Origin of the sequence: Streptomyces xinghaiensis S187 (assembly GCF_000220705.2) — a bacterium.
GTDB lineage: Bacteria > Actinomycetota > Actinomycetes > Streptomycetales > Streptomycetaceae > Streptomyces > Streptomyces xinghaiensis.
Genome location: NZ_CP023202.1, coordinates 5,266,031 through 5,283,384, shown reverse-complemented (window position 1 = coordinate 5,283,384; position 17,354 = coordinate 5,266,031). Strand labels below are relative to the sequence as shown.

16 protein-coding genes are annotated in these 17,354 nt (G+C 71.4%); 10 read left to right on the top strand and 6 right to left on the bottom strand.

Features of this window, described 5'->3' with window-relative positions; genetic code table 11:
• Positions 1–34 precede the first annotated feature (34 nt).
• Positions 35–1,306 carry a beta-ketoacyl-[acyl-carrier-protein] synthase family protein gene (locus SXIN_RS22490; RefSeq protein WP_019709213.1) on the top strand — a complete coding sequence of 424 codons (1,272 nt, stop codon included), beginning with the start codon at positions 35–37 and terminating at the stop codon, positions 1,304–1,306.
• A gap of 82 nt (positions 1,307–1,388) precedes the next feature.
• Here the strand turns inward: SXIN_RS22490 and SXIN_RS22485 are convergent, their stop codons facing one another.
• Positions 1,389–1,883 carry a DUF3145 domain-containing protein gene (locus SXIN_RS22485; protein ID WP_019709212.1) on the bottom strand — a complete coding sequence of 165 codons (495 nt, stop codon included), beginning with the start codon at positions 1,881–1,883 and terminating at the stop codon, positions 1,389–1,391.
• A gap of 726 nt (positions 1,884–2,609) precedes the next feature.
• On the opposite strand from SXIN_RS22485, the gene SXIN_RS22480 reads away from it, so the two are divergent.
• The 7 genes from SXIN_RS22480 to SXIN_RS22450 all read left to right on the top strand — a co-directional run bounded on the left by SXIN_RS22480 (position 2,610) and on the right by SXIN_RS22450 (position 11,261).
• Positions 2,610–3,770, top strand: a complete 1,161-nt coding sequence (locus SXIN_RS22480) for a mandelate racemase/muconate lactonizing enzyme family protein (RefSeq protein ID WP_039821433.1) — start codon at positions 2,610–2,612, stop codon at positions 3,768–3,770.
• Positions 3,767–4,786 carry a zinc-dependent alcohol dehydrogenase gene (locus SXIN_RS22475; protein ID WP_095757432.1) on the top strand — a complete coding sequence of 340 codons (1,020 nt, stop codon included), beginning with the start codon at positions 3,767–3,769 and terminating at the stop codon, positions 4,784–4,786. The genes SXIN_RS22480 and SXIN_RS22475 overlap by 4 nt, the downstream gene beginning before the upstream one ends.
• A gap of 182 nt (positions 4,787–4,968) precedes the next feature.
• A complete protein-coding gene (locus tag SXIN_RS22470) occupies positions 4,969–5,943 on the top strand; it encodes a hypothetical protein (protein ID WP_019709209.1) in 975 nt (324 codons plus the stop codon).
• Between the two features lie 43 nt (positions 5,944–5,986).
• Complete coding sequence (gene chvE / locus SXIN_RS22465) at positions 5,987–7,096, top strand: multiple monosaccharide ABC transporter substrate-binding protein (RefSeq protein WP_019709208.1); 1,110 nt, start codon at positions 5,987–5,989, stop codon at positions 7,094–7,096.
• Positions 7,097–7,111: 15 nt separating this feature from the next.
• On the top strand, positions 7,112–8,722 hold the full coding sequence (mmsA, locus tag SXIN_RS22460; RefSeq protein WP_019709207.1) for a multiple monosaccharide ABC transporter ATP-binding protein: 1,611 nt from the start codon (positions 7,112–7,114) through the stop codon (positions 8,720–8,722).
• On the top strand, positions 8,719–9,975 hold the full coding sequence (mmsB, locus tag SXIN_RS22455) for a multiple monosaccharide ABC transporter permease (RefSeq protein ID WP_095757431.1): 1,257 nt from the start codon (positions 8,719–8,721) through the stop codon (positions 9,973–9,975). Before mmsA ends, mmsB begins: the two co-directional genes overlap by 4 nt.
• A gap of 131 nt (positions 9,976–10,106) precedes the next feature.
• On the top strand, positions 10,107–11,261 hold the full coding sequence (locus SXIN_RS22450; protein WP_238153835.1) for an aldose epimerase family protein: 1,155 nt from the start codon (positions 10,107–10,109) through the stop codon (positions 11,259–11,261).
• Between the two features lie 414 nt (positions 11,262–11,675).
• On the opposite strand, the gene SXIN_RS22445 is transcribed toward SXIN_RS22450, so the two are convergent.
• Complete coding sequence (locus SXIN_RS22445; RefSeq protein WP_238153834.1) at positions 11,676–12,128, bottom strand: hypothetical protein; 453 nt, start codon at positions 12,126–12,128, stop codon at positions 11,676–11,678.
• A gap of 110 nt (positions 12,129–12,238) precedes the next feature.
• On the bottom strand, positions 12,239–13,444 hold the full coding sequence (locus SXIN_RS22440; RefSeq protein WP_019709203.1) for a helix-turn-helix domain-containing protein: 1,206 nt from the start codon (positions 13,442–13,444) through the stop codon (positions 12,239–12,241).
• Positions 13,445–13,792: 348 nt separating this feature from the next.
• On the opposite strand from SXIN_RS22440, the gene SXIN_RS22435 reads away from it, so the two are divergent.
• Both SXIN_RS22435 and SXIN_RS22430 read left to right on the top strand, forming a co-directional pair.
• A complete protein-coding gene (locus SXIN_RS22435; RefSeq protein WP_039821420.1) occupies positions 13,793–14,647 on the top strand; it encodes a helix-turn-helix domain-containing protein in 855 nt (284 codons plus the stop codon).
• Positions 14,648–14,658: 11 nt separating this feature from the next.
• Complete coding sequence (locus SXIN_RS22430) at positions 14,659–14,883, top strand: DUF397 domain-containing protein (protein WP_019709201.1); 225 nt, start codon at positions 14,659–14,661, stop codon at positions 14,881–14,883.
• An 88-nt stretch (positions 14,884–14,971) separates the two neighbouring features.
• Here SXIN_RS22430 and SXIN_RS22425 read toward each other — a convergent pair whose 3' ends face one another.
• The 3 genes from SXIN_RS22425 to SXIN_RS22415 form a co-directional block, all read right to left on the bottom strand.
• The gene (locus tag SXIN_RS22425; protein WP_039821423.1) at positions 14,972–15,445 is read right to left on the bottom strand and encodes a hypothetical protein; all 474 of its coding nucleotides are present in this window, start codon (positions 15,443–15,445) and stop codon (positions 14,972–14,974) included.
• 2 nt (positions 15,446–15,447) lie between these two features.
• Positions 15,448–16,767 (bottom strand): AAA family ATPase, encoded by a 1,320-nt coding sequence (locus SXIN_RS22420; RefSeq protein WP_019709199.1) that lies wholly within the window; start codon positions 16,765–16,767, stop codon positions 15,448–15,450.
• Between the two features lie 99 nt (positions 16,768–16,866).
• On the bottom strand, positions 16,867–17,295 hold the full coding sequence (locus SXIN_RS22415; protein ID WP_019709198.1) for an ATP-binding protein: 429 nt from the start codon (positions 17,293–17,295) through the stop codon (positions 16,867–16,869).
• Positions 17,296–17,354 lie beyond the last annotated feature (59 nt).

Below are 17,354 nucleotides of genomic sequence, written 5' to 3'. Positions count from 1 at the left end.
GTACCGCACCCCTCTACTCGTGGAGAACATTCCTGTGAACTCGACCAATCGCACCGTGGTCGTCACCGGTATCGGAGCAACCACACCGCTGGGTGGCGACAGCGCTTCGACCTGGGAGGGCCTGATCGCCGGACGCTCCGGTGTGGCGGCCCTGGAGGGCGAGCGCTTCGCCGACCTCCCCGTCCGCATCGCCGCCTCGGCGGCCGTGGACCCCTCCGAGGTGCTGCCCCGGCCGGTGGCGCGCAAGCTGGACCGCTCGGCCCAGTTCGCGCTGATCGCCGCCCGTGAGGCCTGGGCCGACGCCGGTTTCGCCGGCGCGGCCGGCTCGGAGGAGAACGCCGGCGCCGTCCGCCCGGAGCGGCTGGGCGCCGTCATCGCCTCCGGCATCGGCGGCGTGACCACCCTGCTCGACCAGTACGACGTGCTCAAGGAGAAGGGCGTACGCCGCGTCTCTCCGCACACCGTGCCCATGCTCATGCCGAACAGCCCGTCGGCCAACGTGGGTCTGGAGGTGGGCGCCCGCGCCGGCGTGCACACCCCGGTCAGCGCCTGCGCCTCCGGCGCCGAGGCGATCGGCTACGCGGTGGAGATGATCCGCACCGGCCGTGCCGACGTGGTCGTCGCGGGCGGCACCGAGGCCGCCATCCACCCGCTGCCGATCGCGGCCTTCGGCAACATGATGGCGATGTCGAAGGACAACGACGACCCCGAGGGCGCCTCCCGCCCGTACGACGCGAGCCGCAACGGCTTCGTGCTCGGCGAGGGCGCCGGCGTCGTCGTCCTGGAGTCCGCGGAGCACGCCGCCGCGCGGAACGCCACGGTCTACTGCGAGGTCCTCGGCCAGGGCATCTCGGCCGACGGCCACCACATCACCCAGCCCGAGCCGGAGGGCCGCGGCATCGCGGACGCCCTGCGGAACCTGCTGGACTCCACCGATCTCAAGGCGTCCGAGGTCGCGCACATCAACGCGCACGCGACGTCCACCCCGCAGGGCGATGTCGCGGAGATCAAGGCGCTGCGGAAGGTCTTCGCGGACGACGTCGACCACATGGCGGTCTCCGCCACCAAGTCGATGACCGGCCACCTGCTGGGCGGCGCGGGCGGTGTGGAGACCGTGGCCACCGTGCTGGCGCTGTACCACCGGACGGCCCCGCCGACCATCAACATCGAGAACCTCGATCCCGAGGTGGACGCCGACGTCGTGCGCGACAAGGCCCGCCCGCTGCCCGAGGGGACGATCGCGGCGCTGAACAACTCGTTCGGCTTCGGCGGCCACAACGTCGTCCTGGCCTTCCGTACGGTCTGACGCACCGCGGTAACGCGGAGGGGCTCGCCCGGGTGATTCCGGGCGGGCCCCTCGTCGCGTGCGTTCGGGGTCCCGCCGGGGTTCAGACGACCTGGTGCAGCCAGCGGACCGGGGCGCCCTCGCCGGCGTAGCGGAAGGGTTCGAGTTCGTCGTCCCAGGGCTTGCCGAGGAGCTTGGCGATCTCCGCCTCCAGGACGGTCTCGCCGCGGGCGGAGCGGGCCAGGGCCGCGCGCAGCCGGTCCTCGGGGATCAGGATGTCGCCGTGGATTCCGGTGACGGCGTGGAAGATGCCGAGCTCGGGGGTGGAACTGTAGCGCTCGCCCTCGGCGCCGGGGCAGGGCTCCGCGGTCACCTCGAAGCGCAGCAGATGCCAGCCGCGCAGCGCCGAGGCCAGCTTGGAGGCGGTGCCGTGCTCGCCCTGCCAGGAGAACTCCGCACGCCAGGTGCCCGGTTCGGCGGGCTGTCTGATCCAGTCCAGGCTGACGCGCACGCCGAGGACGCCCGCGACCGCCCACTCGACGTGCGGGCAGAGCGCGCGGGGGGCGGAGTGGACGTAGAGAACTCCACGTGTCGTCACCGGGACCTCCAGTGTGGGACGAGGTGGGCCTTCCCCAGCGGACTCGCGCCCGTACCGATCTCGTCCGGAACAGCACTTGACAGTCTGCCCCAGAGATCACTTCCGCACCAGGCCCCGAGATTACCAACAGTAAACATCATCGGGAGCGATCCTCTGCAAAAGGGACACTATGTGACGTGCCGTGAACGTACGGATGCCGGGTGACGCCCTGACCCGATCGGGGGACCGGGAACCCGCCACGGGGGCGCGGCGCATGCGGCCCCCGGGGAAAAGCTACCGTGCGCCGGGGACCGGGGGGTGACGTACCGTCGGTCCGGGCCGGATATCACGGAAGCTTCACCCTCGGGGGCGGTCCCGCGTTCCCCGGCCGCGGACGCCCGAGGGGGTGTATCCGCGCCCCACCGGCGGCGACGGCGAACAGCCGTGCGCGGCAGGGGACATGGGGCGGGGGAGGCGGCGGGCCCCCCGGCCCGGCCCTTCCCGCCGGCCCGCCCCCGGCCCCGCCGCCCCCTGGCCGGATCCGGTCGCCGCCGCCGTCCACCGGGCCTCGGGCTTTGCCCCTCCGGCCACGGAAACCGGCCCTTCTCCCCCGGCCCGGGGTGCCGTCACCCGGTTCGGGGAAGGACGCGGGTGCACGACCATTGACACTGCTCCCGGCACGTCATTACCGTCACGCCAGGATTTCGAACGTGTGACGAAATATCGAACACCGGAAGGGCAGTGGCCTTGCGCATCACCGGCATCACCACCCATGTCGTCGGAACTCCGTGGCGCAATCTGACCTATGTCCTCGTCCACACCGACGAGGGCATCACCGGCGTCGGCGAGACCCGGATGCTCGGCCGGACCGACGCGCTGGTCGGCTACCTCCGCGAGGCGGAGGTCAACCACCTCGCCGGCGCCGACCCGTTCGCGATCGAGGACCTCGTCCGCCGGATGAAGTACGGCGACTACGGGCGGGCCGGGGAGATCGTCATGTCCGGCATCGCCTGCGTGGAGATGGCCTGCTGGGACATCAAGGGCAAGGCGCTGGGCGTGCCGGTCTGGCAGCTCCTCGGCGGCCGCGTCACCGACCGGGTGAAGGCTTACGCGAACGGCTGGTACACCGTCGAGCGCACCCCCGACGCCTTCCACGCCGCCGCCCGCCGGGTCGTCGACCGCGGCTACCGGGCGCTGAAGCTGGACCCGTTCGGAACCGGCCACTTCGAGCTCGACCACACCGAGACCCTGCACTCCCTCGCCCTCGTCGAGGCCGTACGGGACGCGATCGGCCCGGAGGCCGAGCTGCTGGTCGAGATGCACGGGCGGTTCAGCCCGGCGACGGCCTCCCGGCTGGCGAAGGAGCTGGAGCGGTTCCACCCCTCCTGGCTGGAGGAGCCGGTGCCGCCGGAGAACCTCAAGGCGCTCGCCAAGATGGCGGCGAAGACAACGTTGCCCATCGCGACCGGTGAACGCATCCACGACCGCATCGAGTTCCGCGAGCTCTTCGAGTCGCAGGCCGCCGACATCATCCAGCCGGACGTCGGGCACCTCGGCGGCATCCTGGAGACCCGGAAGCTGGCCGCCACCGCCGAGACGCACTACGTCCTGATCGCCCCGCACAACGTGGGCGGCTCGGTGCTCACCGCCGCCTCCCTCCAGCTCGCGGGCTGCACCCCCAACTTCAAGATCCTGGAGCACTTCAACGACTTCGCGGACGCCGAGATCAAGAAGGTCGTGAAGGGCGCCCCCGAGGTCGTGGACGGCTACTTCACCCTGCCGGACGCCCCCGGCCTCGGTGTCGAGTTCGACCCCGACGCGGCGGCCGAGTTCCCGCAGCAGCGCGCCCACTTCGACCTGTGGGCCGAGGGCTGGGAGAAGCGCGACCCCACCGGGGGCCGGTCATGACGGGCGGCGGGCGCGCCGTCCTCCTGGAGCGGCCCGGCGCCCACCGGATCGTCCCGGCGGAGCCCGCGCCGCCCGGCCCCGGCGAGGCCCTCGTCCGGGTGTACGCGGCGGGGGTGTGCGGCAGCGACCGCGAGCTGTACGAGGGCACCCGCGCGCCCGGCTACGTCCGCTACCCCGTCACCCCCGGCCACGAGTGGTCGGGGACGGTGGAGGCGGTCGGCGAGGGCGTCGACCCGGGGCTGGTGGGCCGGAAGACCGTCGGCGAGGGCTTCCGCAACTGCCAGGCCTGCGAACGCTGCCGGGCCGGCGAGACCTCCCTGTGCACCGGCGGCTACGACGAGACGGGCTTCACCCGGCCCGGCGCCTTCGCCGACACCCTCACCCTGCCCGCCCGGCTGCTGCACGTCCTCGCCCCGGACGCCGACCTGCGGGCCGCGGCGCTGCTGGAGCCGGCCGCCGTGGCCGCCGCCGCGGCGCTGACGGCGGCGGCACGGCCCGCCGAGCGGATCGCCGTCGTCGGCGCGGGCACCCTCGGTCTGCTGGCCGTCCAGTTCCTGGCCGCCACTTCCCCCGCCGAACTGCTGGTCGTGGAGCCCCGTACGGGCCGGGCCGAGCAGGCGGTGCCCTTCGGCGCCACCGAGGTCCGCCCGCCGGACGAACTCACCGCGCTCACCGGCCGGTACGACCTGGTGGTGGAGACCGCGGGCGCGCCGCGCAGCGCGGTCTGCGCGGTCTCCCTGGCGCGGGGCGGCGGCCGGGTGGTGCTCACCGGGCTGCCCGGGGCGGGCGCCGAGGGGATCGACCCGCTCGGCCTGGCGATGCGCCAGATCACCGTGCACACCGTCTTCGGTGCCCCGCCGGCGGCCTGGGCGTACGCCGTGCGGGCCTTCGGGACGGGGCTGCTGAACCCGGCACCGCTGGTCACCCACGAGCTGGCATGGGAGGAGTACGCCGACGCCGTCGCGCTCGTCGGCGGCGGTGATCCCGGCGCCGGAAAGGTGCTGCTGCGCCCCTGATCCCGCGGCCCGGCCCGGTCCCGTCACCCCCGCCCCGATCCGCCGTACGCCCCCGGCGACTGCCCCGGACACCCTCCGGCCGGTCCCCGGCACCCCGGCTCCCCACCGGTGGTGTCCCGGCCCGGGCCGTCCGGACGGCCGGCCGCCCGAACACCATTCGTCATGCAGAACAGAGGAGTCCCGTGTCCGACAGCACCCATCCCGCGCCGCGCCGCCCGGGCTCGGCCGCCCTCGCCCTGATCGGCGAGCCCGTCCCCGCCGACGACCCGGCCGACGCCTCCCCGCACTCCTTCCCCGACGGCGGCACCTGGCGCACCGAGGTGCCGTCGGTGGAGGGCCCCGAGGCGCTGGCGACCGTCCTCAAGGAATCGTCCCGGCTGGACGTACCGATCCACCGGATCAGCCAGGGCAGCGGCATCTGGATGCTCACCGACGACGAGATCACCGAGATGACCGGCGCCTGCGCCGAACGGGACATCGAACTCTGCCTGTTCACCGGCCCGCGCGGCACCTGGGACATCGGCGCCGCCACCCGCACCGACTCACGCGGCGGCGGCCTGCGGGCCCGCGGCCACGACGGGCTCGCGGGCTGCGTGGAGGACGCCGTCCGCGCCACCGAACTCGGCGTGCGCTGCCTGCTCGTCGCCGACGAGGGCGTGCTGTGGACGCTGCACCGGCTGCGGGAGCGGGGTGTCCTGCCGGCCGGCACCACCTTCAAGGTCTCCGCGCTCGTCGGCCCGGTGAACCCGGCCTCGTACGCGGTGTGGGAGCGGCTCGGCGCCGACTCCATCAACATCCCCTCGGATCTCTCCTTCGACCAGCTCACCGAGATACGCCGGGCCGGCCGGGCGCCGATGGACCTCTACATCGAGGCCCCGGACGACCTCGGCGGCTACGTCCGGATGTACGACACCGGGGAGCTGATCCGCCGCGGCGCCCCCGTCTACCTCAAGTTCGGGCTGAGCAAGGCGCCCGGCATCTACCCCTACGGGGCGCACCTGCGCGACGTCACCCTCGACACCGCGCGGGAACGGGTGCGCCGCGGCCGGCTCGTCCTGGACCTGCTGGCGCGGCACGGGGCGGACGGCGGCATGTCCCCCCTCGGCTCGCGCCTCCCCGGAGAACTGCCGCGCTTCCCCGCCGGCCCGGTCTCCTGACCGGCCCGCCCCGACCCGCCCCACCACGAAAGGAACCACCACCATGCGCATCACCAGAGGTCTCGGCGCCGCGACGGCGGCGCTTCTCCTCACCTCGGCGCTCGGCGCCTGCGGCCAGGACTCCACCGGCGTCGACGACGACGGCAAGAAGGACGCCAAGGGCGGCACCATCGGCCTGGCCATGCCCACCAAGTCGTCCGAGCGCTGGATAGCCGACGGCCGGAACATGGCCGAGCAGTTCCGGGCCAAGGGCTACAAGACCGACCTCCAGTACGGCAACGACGACGTCGACGAGCAGGTCGCCCAGATCGAGAACATGATCGCCAAGGGTCACGAGCTGCTGGTCGTCGCGGCGATCGACAGCGCGGCGCTCACCAATGTGCTGGACCGGGCGGCCGAGGCGAACATCCCCGTCATCGCCTACGACCGGCTGCTGATGGGCACCGAACACGTCGACTACTACGCCACGTTCGACAACTTCAAGGTCGGCGTGCAGCAGGGCACCTACATCGCCGACAAGCTCGGGCTGAAGGAGGAGGGCGGCGAGAAGGGCCCCTTCACCATCGAACTGTTCGCCGGCTCCCCCGACGACAACAACACCCGCTTCTTCTTCAACGGCGCGATGAGCGTCCTGAAGCCGTACATCGACGACAAGAAGCTGGTCGTCCGCTCCAAGCAGACCAAGCTGAACCAGGTCACCACGCTCCGCTGGGACGGCGGCACGGCGCAGCGCCGGATGGACGACCTGCTGAGCAAGTCCTACACCTCGGCCGAGCTGGACGCCGTGCTCTCCCCGTACGACGGGATCTCCATCGGCATCCTCTCCGCCCTCAAGAGCGTGGGCTACGGCAGCAAGGACAAGCCGTACCCGGTGATCACCGGGCAGGACGCCGAGAAGGCCTCCGTGAAGTCGATCATGGCGGGTGAGCAGACCCAGACCATCTACAAGGACACCCGGAAGCTGGCCAAGGCCACCGTCCAGATGGGCCACGCGATGCTGACCGGCGGCGAGCCGGAGGTCAACGACACCAAGACCTACGACAACGGCAAGAAGGTCGTGCCGGCCTATCTCCTCCAGCCGGTGAGCATCGACAAGTCCAACACCCAGCTCCTCATCGACGAGGGCTACTACAAAGCCTCCGAGCTGAAGTAAGGGGCGGCGGTCACCATGAAAGCGGCCACCGGCACGACGGGCGGCCCGGGGGCGGCGCCGCCCGGGCACCCCGTGCTCGAGATGCGCTCCATCACCAAGACCTTCCCCGGTGTCAAGGCCCTGTCCGGCGTCGAGCTCACCGTGCGCGACGGCGAGATCCACGCGATCTGCGGGGAGAACGGCGCCGGCAAGTCCACCCTGATGAAGGTCCTCAGCGGGGTCCACCCGCACGGCAGTTACGAGGGCGAGATCGTCTTCCGCGGCGAGCCCTGCGCGTTCAGGGACATCCGGGCCAGCGAGCGGCGCGGGATCGTCATCATCCACCAGGAACTCGCCCTCGTCCCCTATCTCTCCATCGCGGAGAACATCTTCCTCGGCAACGAGCACGCCACCCGCGGGGTGATCAACTGGAACGACACCCTGGGTCACGCCCGCAGGCTGCTGCGGCGCGTCGGGCTCGCCGACTCGCCGCACACCCGGATCGCCGACATCGGCGTCGGAAAGCAGCAGCTGGTGGAGATCGCCAAGGCGCTGGCCAAGGAGGTGAAGCTCCTCATCCTCGACGAGCCCACCGCCGCCCTCAACGACGCGGACAGCGCCAAACTCCTCGATCTGCTGCTGGAGTTCAAGGCGCAGGGCATCTCCTGCATCCTCATCTCGCACAAGCTGAACGAGATCCGGCGGGTGGCGGACTCCGTCACCGTCCTGCGGGACGGCCGGACCATCGAGACCCTCGCCGTCCGGGAGACGCCCGACGCGGAACCGGCCGTCTCCGAGGAGCGGATCATCCGCGGCATGGTCGGCCGCGATCTGGACCACCGCTTCCCGGAACGCACCCACTACACGGGCCCGGGCGCCGGGGAGACGGCGATGCGGATCGCGGACTGGACCGTGCACCACCCCATCGACCAGCAGCGGAAGGTCGTCGACGGGGTGTCCCTGGAGGTGCGGCGCGGCGAGATCGTCGGCATCGCCGGGCTGATGGGCGCGGGCCGCACCGAGCTGGCGATGAGCGTCTTCGGGCGCAGCTACGGGCGGCACGCGGCGGGCCGGGTGCTGCTCCACGGGAAGGAGGTCTCCACGCGGACCGTGCCGGAGGCCGTCGCCCACGGCATCGCGTACGTCACCGAGGACCGCAAGACCTACGGGCTCAACCTCGGCGACGACGTGACCCGCAACATCTCCATCGCCTCGCTGCCGAAGGTCGCCCGGCGCGGTGTCGTCAGCGAGCACGAGGAGGCCCGGGTCGCCGAGCGGTTCCGGGCGTCGATGAACATCAAGACCCCCACGGTGTTCGAGACCGTGAACCGGCTGAGCGGCGGCAACCAGCAGAAGGTCGTCCTCAGCAAGTGGATCTTCGCGGGCCCCGAGGTGCTGATCCTCGACGAACCGACCCGCGGCATCGACGTGGGGGCGAAGTACGAGATCTACACGGTCATCAACGATCTCGCCGCACAGGGCAAGGCCGTGGTCTTCATCTCCTCCGAGCTGCCGGAGCTGCTCGGGATGTGCGACCGGATCTACACGATGGCCGCCGGCCGGCTGACCGGGGAGATCCCCCGGGCGGAGGCCACCCAGGAAGTGCTGATGCGCCACATGACCATGGACAGAGGACGGACCCGATGAGCACCACGACCACCACCAAGGACGAGGGACCGGCGCCGGGTCCGGGCTCCGGCCCGGGCGCCGGGGGCGGCGCCGGGTCCGGCCTCGCCGCGGCGCTGCTGCGCGGGATGCGCGCCAATATGCGGCAGTACGGGATGCTGCTCGCGCTGGCGCTGATCGTCGTGCTGTTCCAGGTGTGGACGGACGGCATCCTGCTGAAGCCGCAGAACGTCACCAACCTGGTCCAGCAGAACAGTTACATCCTGATCCTGGCCATCGGGATGATGATCGTGATCATCGCGGGCCACATCGATCTCTCCGTCGGCTCGCTGGCCGCCTTCGTCGGCTCCGCCGCGGGCGTGATGATGATCAAGAACGATATGCCGTGGGTGCTCGCGCTGGTGCTCTGCCTGCTGATCGGCGCCGCGGCCGGGGCCTGGCAGGGCTTCTGGATCGCCTATATCGGCATCCCGTCCTTCATCGTCACCCTCGCCGGGATGCTGCTGTTCCGCGGTGCCACCCAGATCATGCTGGAGGGCCAGACCCTACGGCCCTTCCCGGACGGCTTCCAGTCCCTGGGCAACGGCTTCATCCCGGAGCTGGGCCCGGACACCAACTACCACAACGCGACGCTGCTGATCGGCCTCGGCGTGGTCGTCTTCGTGCTGTGGCGGGAGTGGAGCGACCGCCGGCAGCAGGAGCGGTACGAGCTGGACGTCATCCCTTGGGGGCTGTTCGTCGCCAAGTGCACCGCCCTCGTGGCGGCGGTCGTGGCCTTCACGCTGACGCTGGCCAGCTACCACGGCACGCCGATCGTGCTGCTGATCCTCGTGGGCCTGCTGATGGCCCTCGGCTTCGTGATGCGCAACGCGATCATCGGCCGGCATGTCTACGCCCTCGGCGGCAACCGGGCGGCGGCGAAGCTGTCCGGCGTCAAGGACAAGCGCGTCACCTTCCTGGTCTTCGTGAACATGGGGGTCCTCGCGGCCCTGGCGGGGGTCGTCTACGCGGCCCGGCTGACCGCCGCCACCCCCAACGCCGGTATCAACTTCGAACTGGAGGCCATCGCCGCCGCCTTCATCGGCGGTGCCTCGGCCACCGGCGGCGTCGGCACCGTCCTCGGCGCCATCATCGGCGGCCTGGTGCTCGGCGTGCTCAACAACGGTATGTCCCTGGTCGGCATCGGCTCGGACTACCAGCAGGTCATCAAGGGCCTGGTGCTGCTCGCGGCGGTCGGCTTCGACGTCTGGAACAAGCGCCGGGTCGGTTCGTAGCCGGCCCCGGCCGGCCTCCGGGCCGGGCACCCTCTGCCCGTTTGTCCCCTTGTCCCCCTTGAGAGGATCGGCACGGCATGACATCGAGACGCACGGTGATAGCGGCTGCGGCCGCAGGATTGGCGGCAGGCATGACGACACCAGGCGCGGCGCAGGCCCGGGACCGGGCCGGAGTCGGGAGCGGGGCCGCGGCCCCGGACTCGGGGGAAGCCGGGCCCGCGGGGCGGGGCCGCCCCACCCGGGAGGGCTTCGGCAGCCTCCCGGACGGCACCCGGGTCGACCGCTGGACCCTCGCCCGCGGCGGCACGCGGCTGCGGGTGCTGTCGTACGGCGGGATCGTCCAGTCCCTGGAGATCCCCGACCGGCACGGCCGCACGGCCAATGTCTCCCTCGGCTTCGCGGACCTCGCCTCGTACACCGAGCACAGCCCGTTCTTCGGCGCGCTGATCGGCCGCTTCGGCAACCGCATCGCCCGGGGCCGCTTCACCCTCGACGGCGAGACCCACCAACTCCCGCTCAACGACGGGGAGAACAGCCTGCACGGCGGCGACCGGGGCTTCGACAAGCGGGTCTGGGACGTCGAGCCCTTCACCCGGGGCGGGGACGCCGGCCTGACGCTCACCCGCGTCAGCCCGGACGGCGAGATGGGCTACCCGGGTGAGTTGAGGGTGCGGGTGGACTACATCCTCACCGCCCGCGGGGACTTCCGCATCGTCTACGAGGCGACCACGGACGCCCCCACCGTCGTGAACCTCACCAACCACACCTACTTCAACCTCGGCGGCGAGGGCACCGGCACGATCATGGACCACGAACTGTGGCTCGACGCGGCCCGCATCACCCCGGTGGACGCCACGCTCATCCCCACGGGCAAGCTTCTCCCCGTGGCCGGCACCCCCTTCGACTTCCGGCGCGCGAAGCCGATCGGCCGGGACATCCGCGAGGCGCACGAGCAGGTGCTGTACGGGCGGGGCATCGACCACAACTACGTCCTGGACAAGGGGATCACCACCCGCCCCCGCCACGCGATGACGGTCACCGACCCGCGCTCCGGCCGCACGATGCGGATCGCCACCACCGAGCCGGGCGTGCAGCTCTACACCGGCAACTTCCTGGACGCCACCTACGCCGGCACCTCCGGCCGGGTCTACCGCCAGGGCGACGGCTTCTGCCTGGAGACCCAGCACTTCCCGGACTCCCCGAACCAGCCGTCGTTCCCGTCCACGGTCCTCCGCCCCGGCGAGACCTACCGCTCGGAGACGGTGCACTCCTTCTCGGCACGCTGACCACCCGGCCCGGGCCTCCGACCCGCGGGGGTGAGGCGGAGGCCCGGAGCGGGGTGAGTCGAGCCGGACTCAGCGCGCTCGTTCAGCGGAACCAGCCCCAGCTCGGTGACACAGCGGCGGCAGGCGTACCACCGGCACCCGGCACCCAGCCCTGCCTCGACGCCCCGGACCGGCACGGTGTCCGGAGCGAGCAGCTCATGCCACGCGCACCACCGCAGCCTCACCGCCCGGCCGCATCCCGGCCCCGGCGGGCCCGCGCCACCGACTCGATCAGCCCGATCGGATCCGCTCCGGGGAGCGGCGGTAACTCCGCGACGTGGCCGGGACAGGCGTAGACAACAACCCCGGTGGCAGCACCGTCCCGCGCGCCGACCCGCACCAGTTGACCGAGGTGACCGCACCGTGCGCACTGCCTCACCGGGCGGACCCTCCGGTGGCGAGGGCCGCCGCGTAAGCCCCGTACAGGGCATCGGCGTCCGTCAGCACGGCGGGCTCGGCAGTCGGTGGGACGATCCACGTGCGCCGGTGCCGGGTGTTCGGTGCGACCACGCGCGGGGGCGGCACATCGACCTGCTCGGCCCGGGCCAGCACCCGCGCACCGGGCAGGTCCCAGTCGTGGGCGGCACCCACCGGCACCATCACCTCGACGCCCTTCGGACCGAGCAGGACGGGGCCGACCTCCCCGAGGTTCTGCAGGATGTGAACGGTCCGCCACCCCTCGGCGGCCGGCAGCCGGACGACGTCCCAGGCGACCCCCACCGGGACCGTGACGAGCTCGTCCGCCAGCCAGGCGACAGCGGCCTGCCCGGGACTGCCGCCCGCACGGCGGATCCACTCCAGCGCGACGGTGGGATGCTTGTCCAGCACGATGAACTCCATGTGACGCGGCGCGTACGGTACGTCACAACAGTGCCGAGCCGGACTGGGCCCGCTGTTCATGAGACGGGAACAAACACCTCTTGACTACGGTCGTACGGTCACATACCGACCCACGCCGCGAGTGACGTCAGCCCTTCCGCCGCCCGCCGCTGCCGACGCACCAGCGCGCCGATCGTCTCCCGCACCAGCGGGTGATAGCGGGCCTGCTGCGGTGCCACTGTTCGGGCCTGGCACAGCGCCCGCTGCGCCGCCTCCACCCGCCCCATCTCGGTGTAAGCCCGGGCCATCTCGATGTAGTACCGGCCCACCCGCATCCGCGGATGCTCGGCAGGGAAACGCAGCGACCGCGCGGTCTTTACCGCGTCGCCGAGTTGCCCGAGTTCCACCCGCGTGGCCACATCGAAATGCTGGACGTTGGTCTCGCCGAACGCGGCCCAGTACACCTGGGGCACGTCGCGGCCAATCTCCTTCGCCACCTGCCGCGCCAACTCCATGTGCCCTGCCACAGTGTCCGGGTCCTTGGCCTGAGCCGCGGCGATGGCCGCTGCCAAGTGCAGACTCCCGGAGACCGCGAGGACCGGCACGGAGCCAGGGGCGTCGTGCTGGCCCACGAGTCGGTGCGCGCGGTCCAGCGTGCGCAGCGACATGCGGCTGTCACCACGGCGCAGCAGCATGGCACTGCGGCGGCTGAGACGGACCGCGAGGAGCAGTGGGTCCTGGGCCTGCTCAGCGGTCCACCCCATCCGCTCCAGCGCGATGGACGCCAGCAGGTGGTAGCCGAGCCGGTAGGCGAATTCGTAGGCCACCCAGTAGCACCAGGACAACGCTGCGGCGGTGCGCCGCCGTTCCTCGCCTTCGGGCAGAAGGCTGATGGCTGTGGTGAGCTCGCCAAGCAGGCCGGGGAGTTGCTGCCCCACACCGCTGTACTCGGTGGCACAGGCTTTCTCACACAAGACGCGGACGTCCAGCTCGATGTCGGCGACAGAGCGAGGTGTGATGTCCGGGTCGGGCCCGAGGTCGTAGAGATCCAGCGCGTCGGACAGCGGCGCGATCATCAAGTCCAAGTGATCCTGCTGCATTTCGGAGGTGTACGGCTGGCCGTTGAGGACAGCGACGTCAACCTGGAGCACGCGGGCCACGGCCGCCACGACAGCAGGAGTGGCCGGCGCAAGTCCCCGTTCAACCTTGGCGATGCAACTGCGGGAGAGGTACGCCCTCTGAGCCAACGCCTCTTGGGTGAGGTGACGCAATTTGCGGTAGTCGGCGATGCGAGCGCCGGTGTGGTCGTCAGCGGGGTGCCGCATACTGACTCCGTTCTGAACTCGACACCCGAAACGGTACGCCTGGCCTGCGGCTGGACGGTAGCGATTGGTCCTCGCCATCACCCGGCGCAGGCCATCGTGGTATTCGTCAAAGGCCTGGCCGTTGGCTTACCCGTATGCGTCACCACTGACCAGGTCTTCCGCCGCGCTTGTCATGCAGTAGCCCGGCGGCACCAGGATGGCCACGGCAGGGCGGCTGCCTCCCCGGGCCCGCCGCCAGGGGGCAAGGTGGCACCCCTGCAACCTGGTCCCTCCGCATCCCTCGCCTCCTCCGGTTCATGAAAAGGTGTTGCGTCGTCACATGCGACACACGAGCCACGAGGGGACGCCATGTCGCTGAGAAGCGCGCCGACCGCCCGCCAGGAGCGACTGGGTGCCGAATTGCGGAGGATGCGCGAGGCCGCGGGGGTCACCGCCCGCGACACCGCGAGGCTCCTGGGGGTGGACCCCGCCAAGGTCAGCCACATCGAGGCGGGACGGCTCGGGGTCAGCGAGGAGCGGCTGCGGCGGCTCGCGACGTTCTACTCCTGCGGCGACAGCGCGCTGATCGACGCCCTCGTGGCCATCACCTACGAACAGCGCGGCCAGGGCTGGTGGGAGGCGTACCGGGGCGTGCTGCCCGCCCCGCTGCTGGACCTCTCCGAGCTGGAGCACCACGCGACCCGGCTCCGCACCATCCAGATCACCCACATCCCCGGCCTGTTACAGACCGAGGCGTACGCCCGCACCATCTTCGGCGCCGCCCTGCCCCCGCTGCCCAAGACCGAGCTGGAGGCCCGCGTCTCGCACCGCATGGAGCGGCAGTCCGTCCTGAGCCGGCACCGCACGTCCCCCTACGAGGTGGTCATCCACGAGGCCGCGCTGCGCATGCGCTTCGGCGGCCGCGCGGTGGTGCGCGAACAGCTGAAGGCCCTGCAGAGCCTGAGCGAGCAGCCGTACATCAGCCTGCGCGTGATCCCCTTCGCCTCCGAGGCGCACATCGGGTCCGGGCACGCGATGCTCTACGCCTGCGGGCCCGTACCGCAGCTCGACAGCGTGCAGGTCGACGCCGCGCACGGCATGGGGCTGCTCCACACCGAGCCCCAGCTCCGGAAGTACCGGACGCTCTTCGACGCCATACGGTCGGCGGCGCTCGGGGAGACCGAGTCGCGCGCCTTCCTCCAGTCGGTCGTCCGAGAGCTGTGAAGGGTCATCCGTTGGCCGAGAAGACCATCTGGCAGAAGTCGTCCTACTCCCAGGAGGAGGGCGAGTGCGTCGAACTCGCCGCGGCCGGCCCCGCCGCCGTCGCCCTCCGCGAGAGCGATCACCCGGGTGCGGTCCTCACGCTCCGCCCCACCGTGCTCGGTGCTCTGCTGCGCGGCGTCAAAGCCGGCGAATTCGACGGCCCGGCTGCCCGTGCACGCAGGAGCCGACCGCACTGACGCGGACATACGGAGCGGGACCGGTCCCCCTCCGCCCTTCACGCCCTGCGGCGTGAAGGGCACCGGTCCCGCGTCTGCCGCCGTACCGTCAGGCATAGGACGCGAGCAGGGCGTCGAGCGTCCACACCCCGGCCTCGATACCCGAGGTCCGGGCCAGGTACCGGTCGCGCTCGACGAGGATGTTGAGATCGCCGCAGCCCAGACGGTTGCAGGCATGCTCGATGAGGCTGCTGCCCGTCCGTCCCCCGGCGAGCAGGGTCTCCAGATGCGCGGCGTTCCACTCGACCTCGTTCAGCGCCCAGGGTGCCGTGCCCTCCACCACCGTCCGGAGGACCGCGGCGAACCGCTCGGCGCAGGCCCGGCGCGCCTTGCCGTCCGGTAACTGAGCGATGTGGTTGCCGGTCTCGATCACCGCCGTCACGGGGAGCAGCAGCGTGCAGTTCCGGGCCTCGCGTTTGCGGCGCAGGTCGTGGGCCACCTGCTCCCGGTCCTGGCACTTGCCGGGGACGCCGAGGAGATTGCAGAGGACGGATGTGTCGACGAACTCGACTCTGCGCGCCACGTTCACCCGATTCCGAGCAGCCGGTCGAATTCCGTGTAATCGCGGTCGCCACGGTCCCGGCGCTCCAGCCGGCCCTGCGTCACCACGTCGCCGAGGGTTCCGGCCGCCATGGCCGCCGGGTAGCCCTCCAGTTGTGTGAGCCGGTCGAGGCGGCTGGTGCCGGTCTCACGGTCACGCGTGCAGACCACGACGCCTTCGTGGTCGGCGCTGTCGAGCGCCGTGAGCAGAGCCGGGCTGTGTGTGGTGATCAGGACCTGCGTGCTGTTCTCGGCACTGGCCTGCCGGACCAGTTGCAGCACCTCGGAGGCCTGCGAGGGGTGCAGTCCGTTCTCCAGTTCCTCGATCACCAGCATCAGGGAGCGTTCGTCCTGCTCCGCGAGTCGGGGACCGAGGTCGAGGCCGCTGCCCCCGGTGAGCAGCGAGGTGGCCACCGCCAGGAAGCGGAGCATCCCGTCGCTCATCTCCCGGGCCGGGGTGAGCCCGAATCGTCCCTCGTCCAGGGCCAGCATCACGTCGCCCAGTTCGGAGTTGGTGACCGCCAGCCTTTCGATGTCGTGATCGGTCAGGCTCCGCAGCAGTTCCACCAGCCGCTGGAAGAGGCCCGACTCCCGGCGCTGGAGGTCTCCCACCGCGGCGGACAGATTCTCCGCCGTGCGCCGCAGATGCACATCGCGCGCCGGCACGTACTGGCGCATGAGGTGCGGCACCGGGTCGAGATGGAAGACCCCCGTCAGCGCCGAAAGCACTGTCTCGGCGCACCACAGGGTGTCCTGTTCGCCCACGGTCTCGCCGACCAGGCGGCCGGGGACCTGTGAGGTGAGGAGTCTCGACGCGCGGAACATCATCCGGGGGTTCCTGCCCGGCTTCCCGTTGTGCACGGTCGCCACTACGGGGCCGGGCCCGCTCGGTTCGGTCAGCTCCAGTACGGCCTTCCGGCCGCGGTGCGTCGGTCCGGTGATGCGCTCGGAGACGATCCGGACCTCCGGCTCCACCTGGACCGTGACGTCGAGATCGACCAGATACCGCTCGCCCGACTCCTCCTTGCGCACGGTGCAGCCGAGGGTGAAGTGATCGGAGCCGTGCGGCACACAGCCGGCCAGCCCGCCCCGTACCGGTCCGGACTCACTGCGCCGGCTCTCCAGCGCCTCGATGACGTCCTCGCCCCGCGCCAGACGGGACAGTACTTCCAGGCCGTCGAGAGCGTTGGACTTGCCGCTGCTGTTCCGGCCGATCAGAACGGTGAGCGGCGCGAGCGGAAGCACTTCGTCACGGAAGCTCTTGAACGCGGTGAGACGGACCTCTTCGATCGTCTGGACTGTCACGTTGTCAAGCTACCGCAGGCCGGGCCGGGCCCGTGCCGGCTGCGCGCGGCCGCGGGGAGGTGCTCCGGTCGGCACCTCGGACACCCGGGGCCGCTCCGTTCATGCCCGGAGGGTGCCCAGTTCGCACCAGACGCCCTTGCCCTGGCGTGCGGTGAGGCCGGGCGGGCCTCCCCGTACGTGGCCCCAGGCGTCGGCGAGGGCGGCTACCAGGGCGAGGCCGCGGCCCCCCTCGTCGTCGTCCCGGGCGCTGCGCGGGGCGGGGGCGGACGGGTTGGCGTCGTAGACGCTGATCCGTACGAGGGTCGGCTCGACCACCAGCCACAGCAGGGAGCCGATGCCGGAGCCGGAGTCCCCGCCCCGGTTGGTGTGCACATAGGAGTTGGTGACCAGTTCGGAGGTGCACAGAGCCGCGCTGTCGGTGATGTGCCGCAGGTCCAGGGAGCGCAGGACGCTCGTCACGAAGTCGCGGGCGATCTTCGGCACGGTGATCTGCGGGGGACAGCACAGGGCGTAGGTGTGGGGCTCCATGCCTGTTGTCTCCCCTCCGTGGTGAACGGCGCAACCGCCATACCACTACAGGTCGTGTG

What these genes read in the sequence shown, in the direction of transcription:
- mmsA (WP_019709207.1), top strand. Translation starts at nt 7,112, where the DNA reads ATGAAAGCGGCCACCGGCACGACGGGCGGCCCGGGGGCGGCGCCGCCC.
- SXIN_RS22440 (WP_019709203.1), bottom strand. Translation starts at nt 13,444, where the DNA reads ATGCGGCACCCCGCTGACGACCACACCGGCGCTCGCATCGCCGACTAC.
- SXIN_RS22415 (WP_019709198.1), bottom strand. Translation starts at nt 17,295, where the DNA reads ATGGAGCCCCACACCTACGCCCTGTGCTGTCCCCCGCAGATCACCGTG.
- SXIN_RS22450 (WP_238153835.1), top strand. Translation starts at nt 10,107, where the DNA reads ATGACGACACCAGGCGCGGCGCAGGCCCGGGACCGGGCCGGAGTCGGG.
- SXIN_RS22475 (WP_095757432.1), top strand. Translation starts at nt 3,767, where the DNA reads ATGACGGGCGGCGGGCGCGCCGTCCTCCTGGAGCGGCCCGGCGCCCAC.
- SXIN_RS22435 (WP_039821420.1), top strand. Translation starts at nt 13,793, where the DNA reads ATGTCGCTGAGAAGCGCGCCGACCGCCCGCCAGGAGCGACTGGGTGCC.
- mmsB (WP_095757431.1), top strand. Translation starts at nt 8,719, where the DNA reads ATGAGCACCACGACCACCACCAAGGACGAGGGACCGGCGCCGGGTCCG.
- chvE (WP_019709208.1), top strand. Translation starts at nt 5,987, where the DNA reads ATGCGCATCACCAGAGGTCTCGGCGCCGCGACGGCGGCGCTTCTCCTC.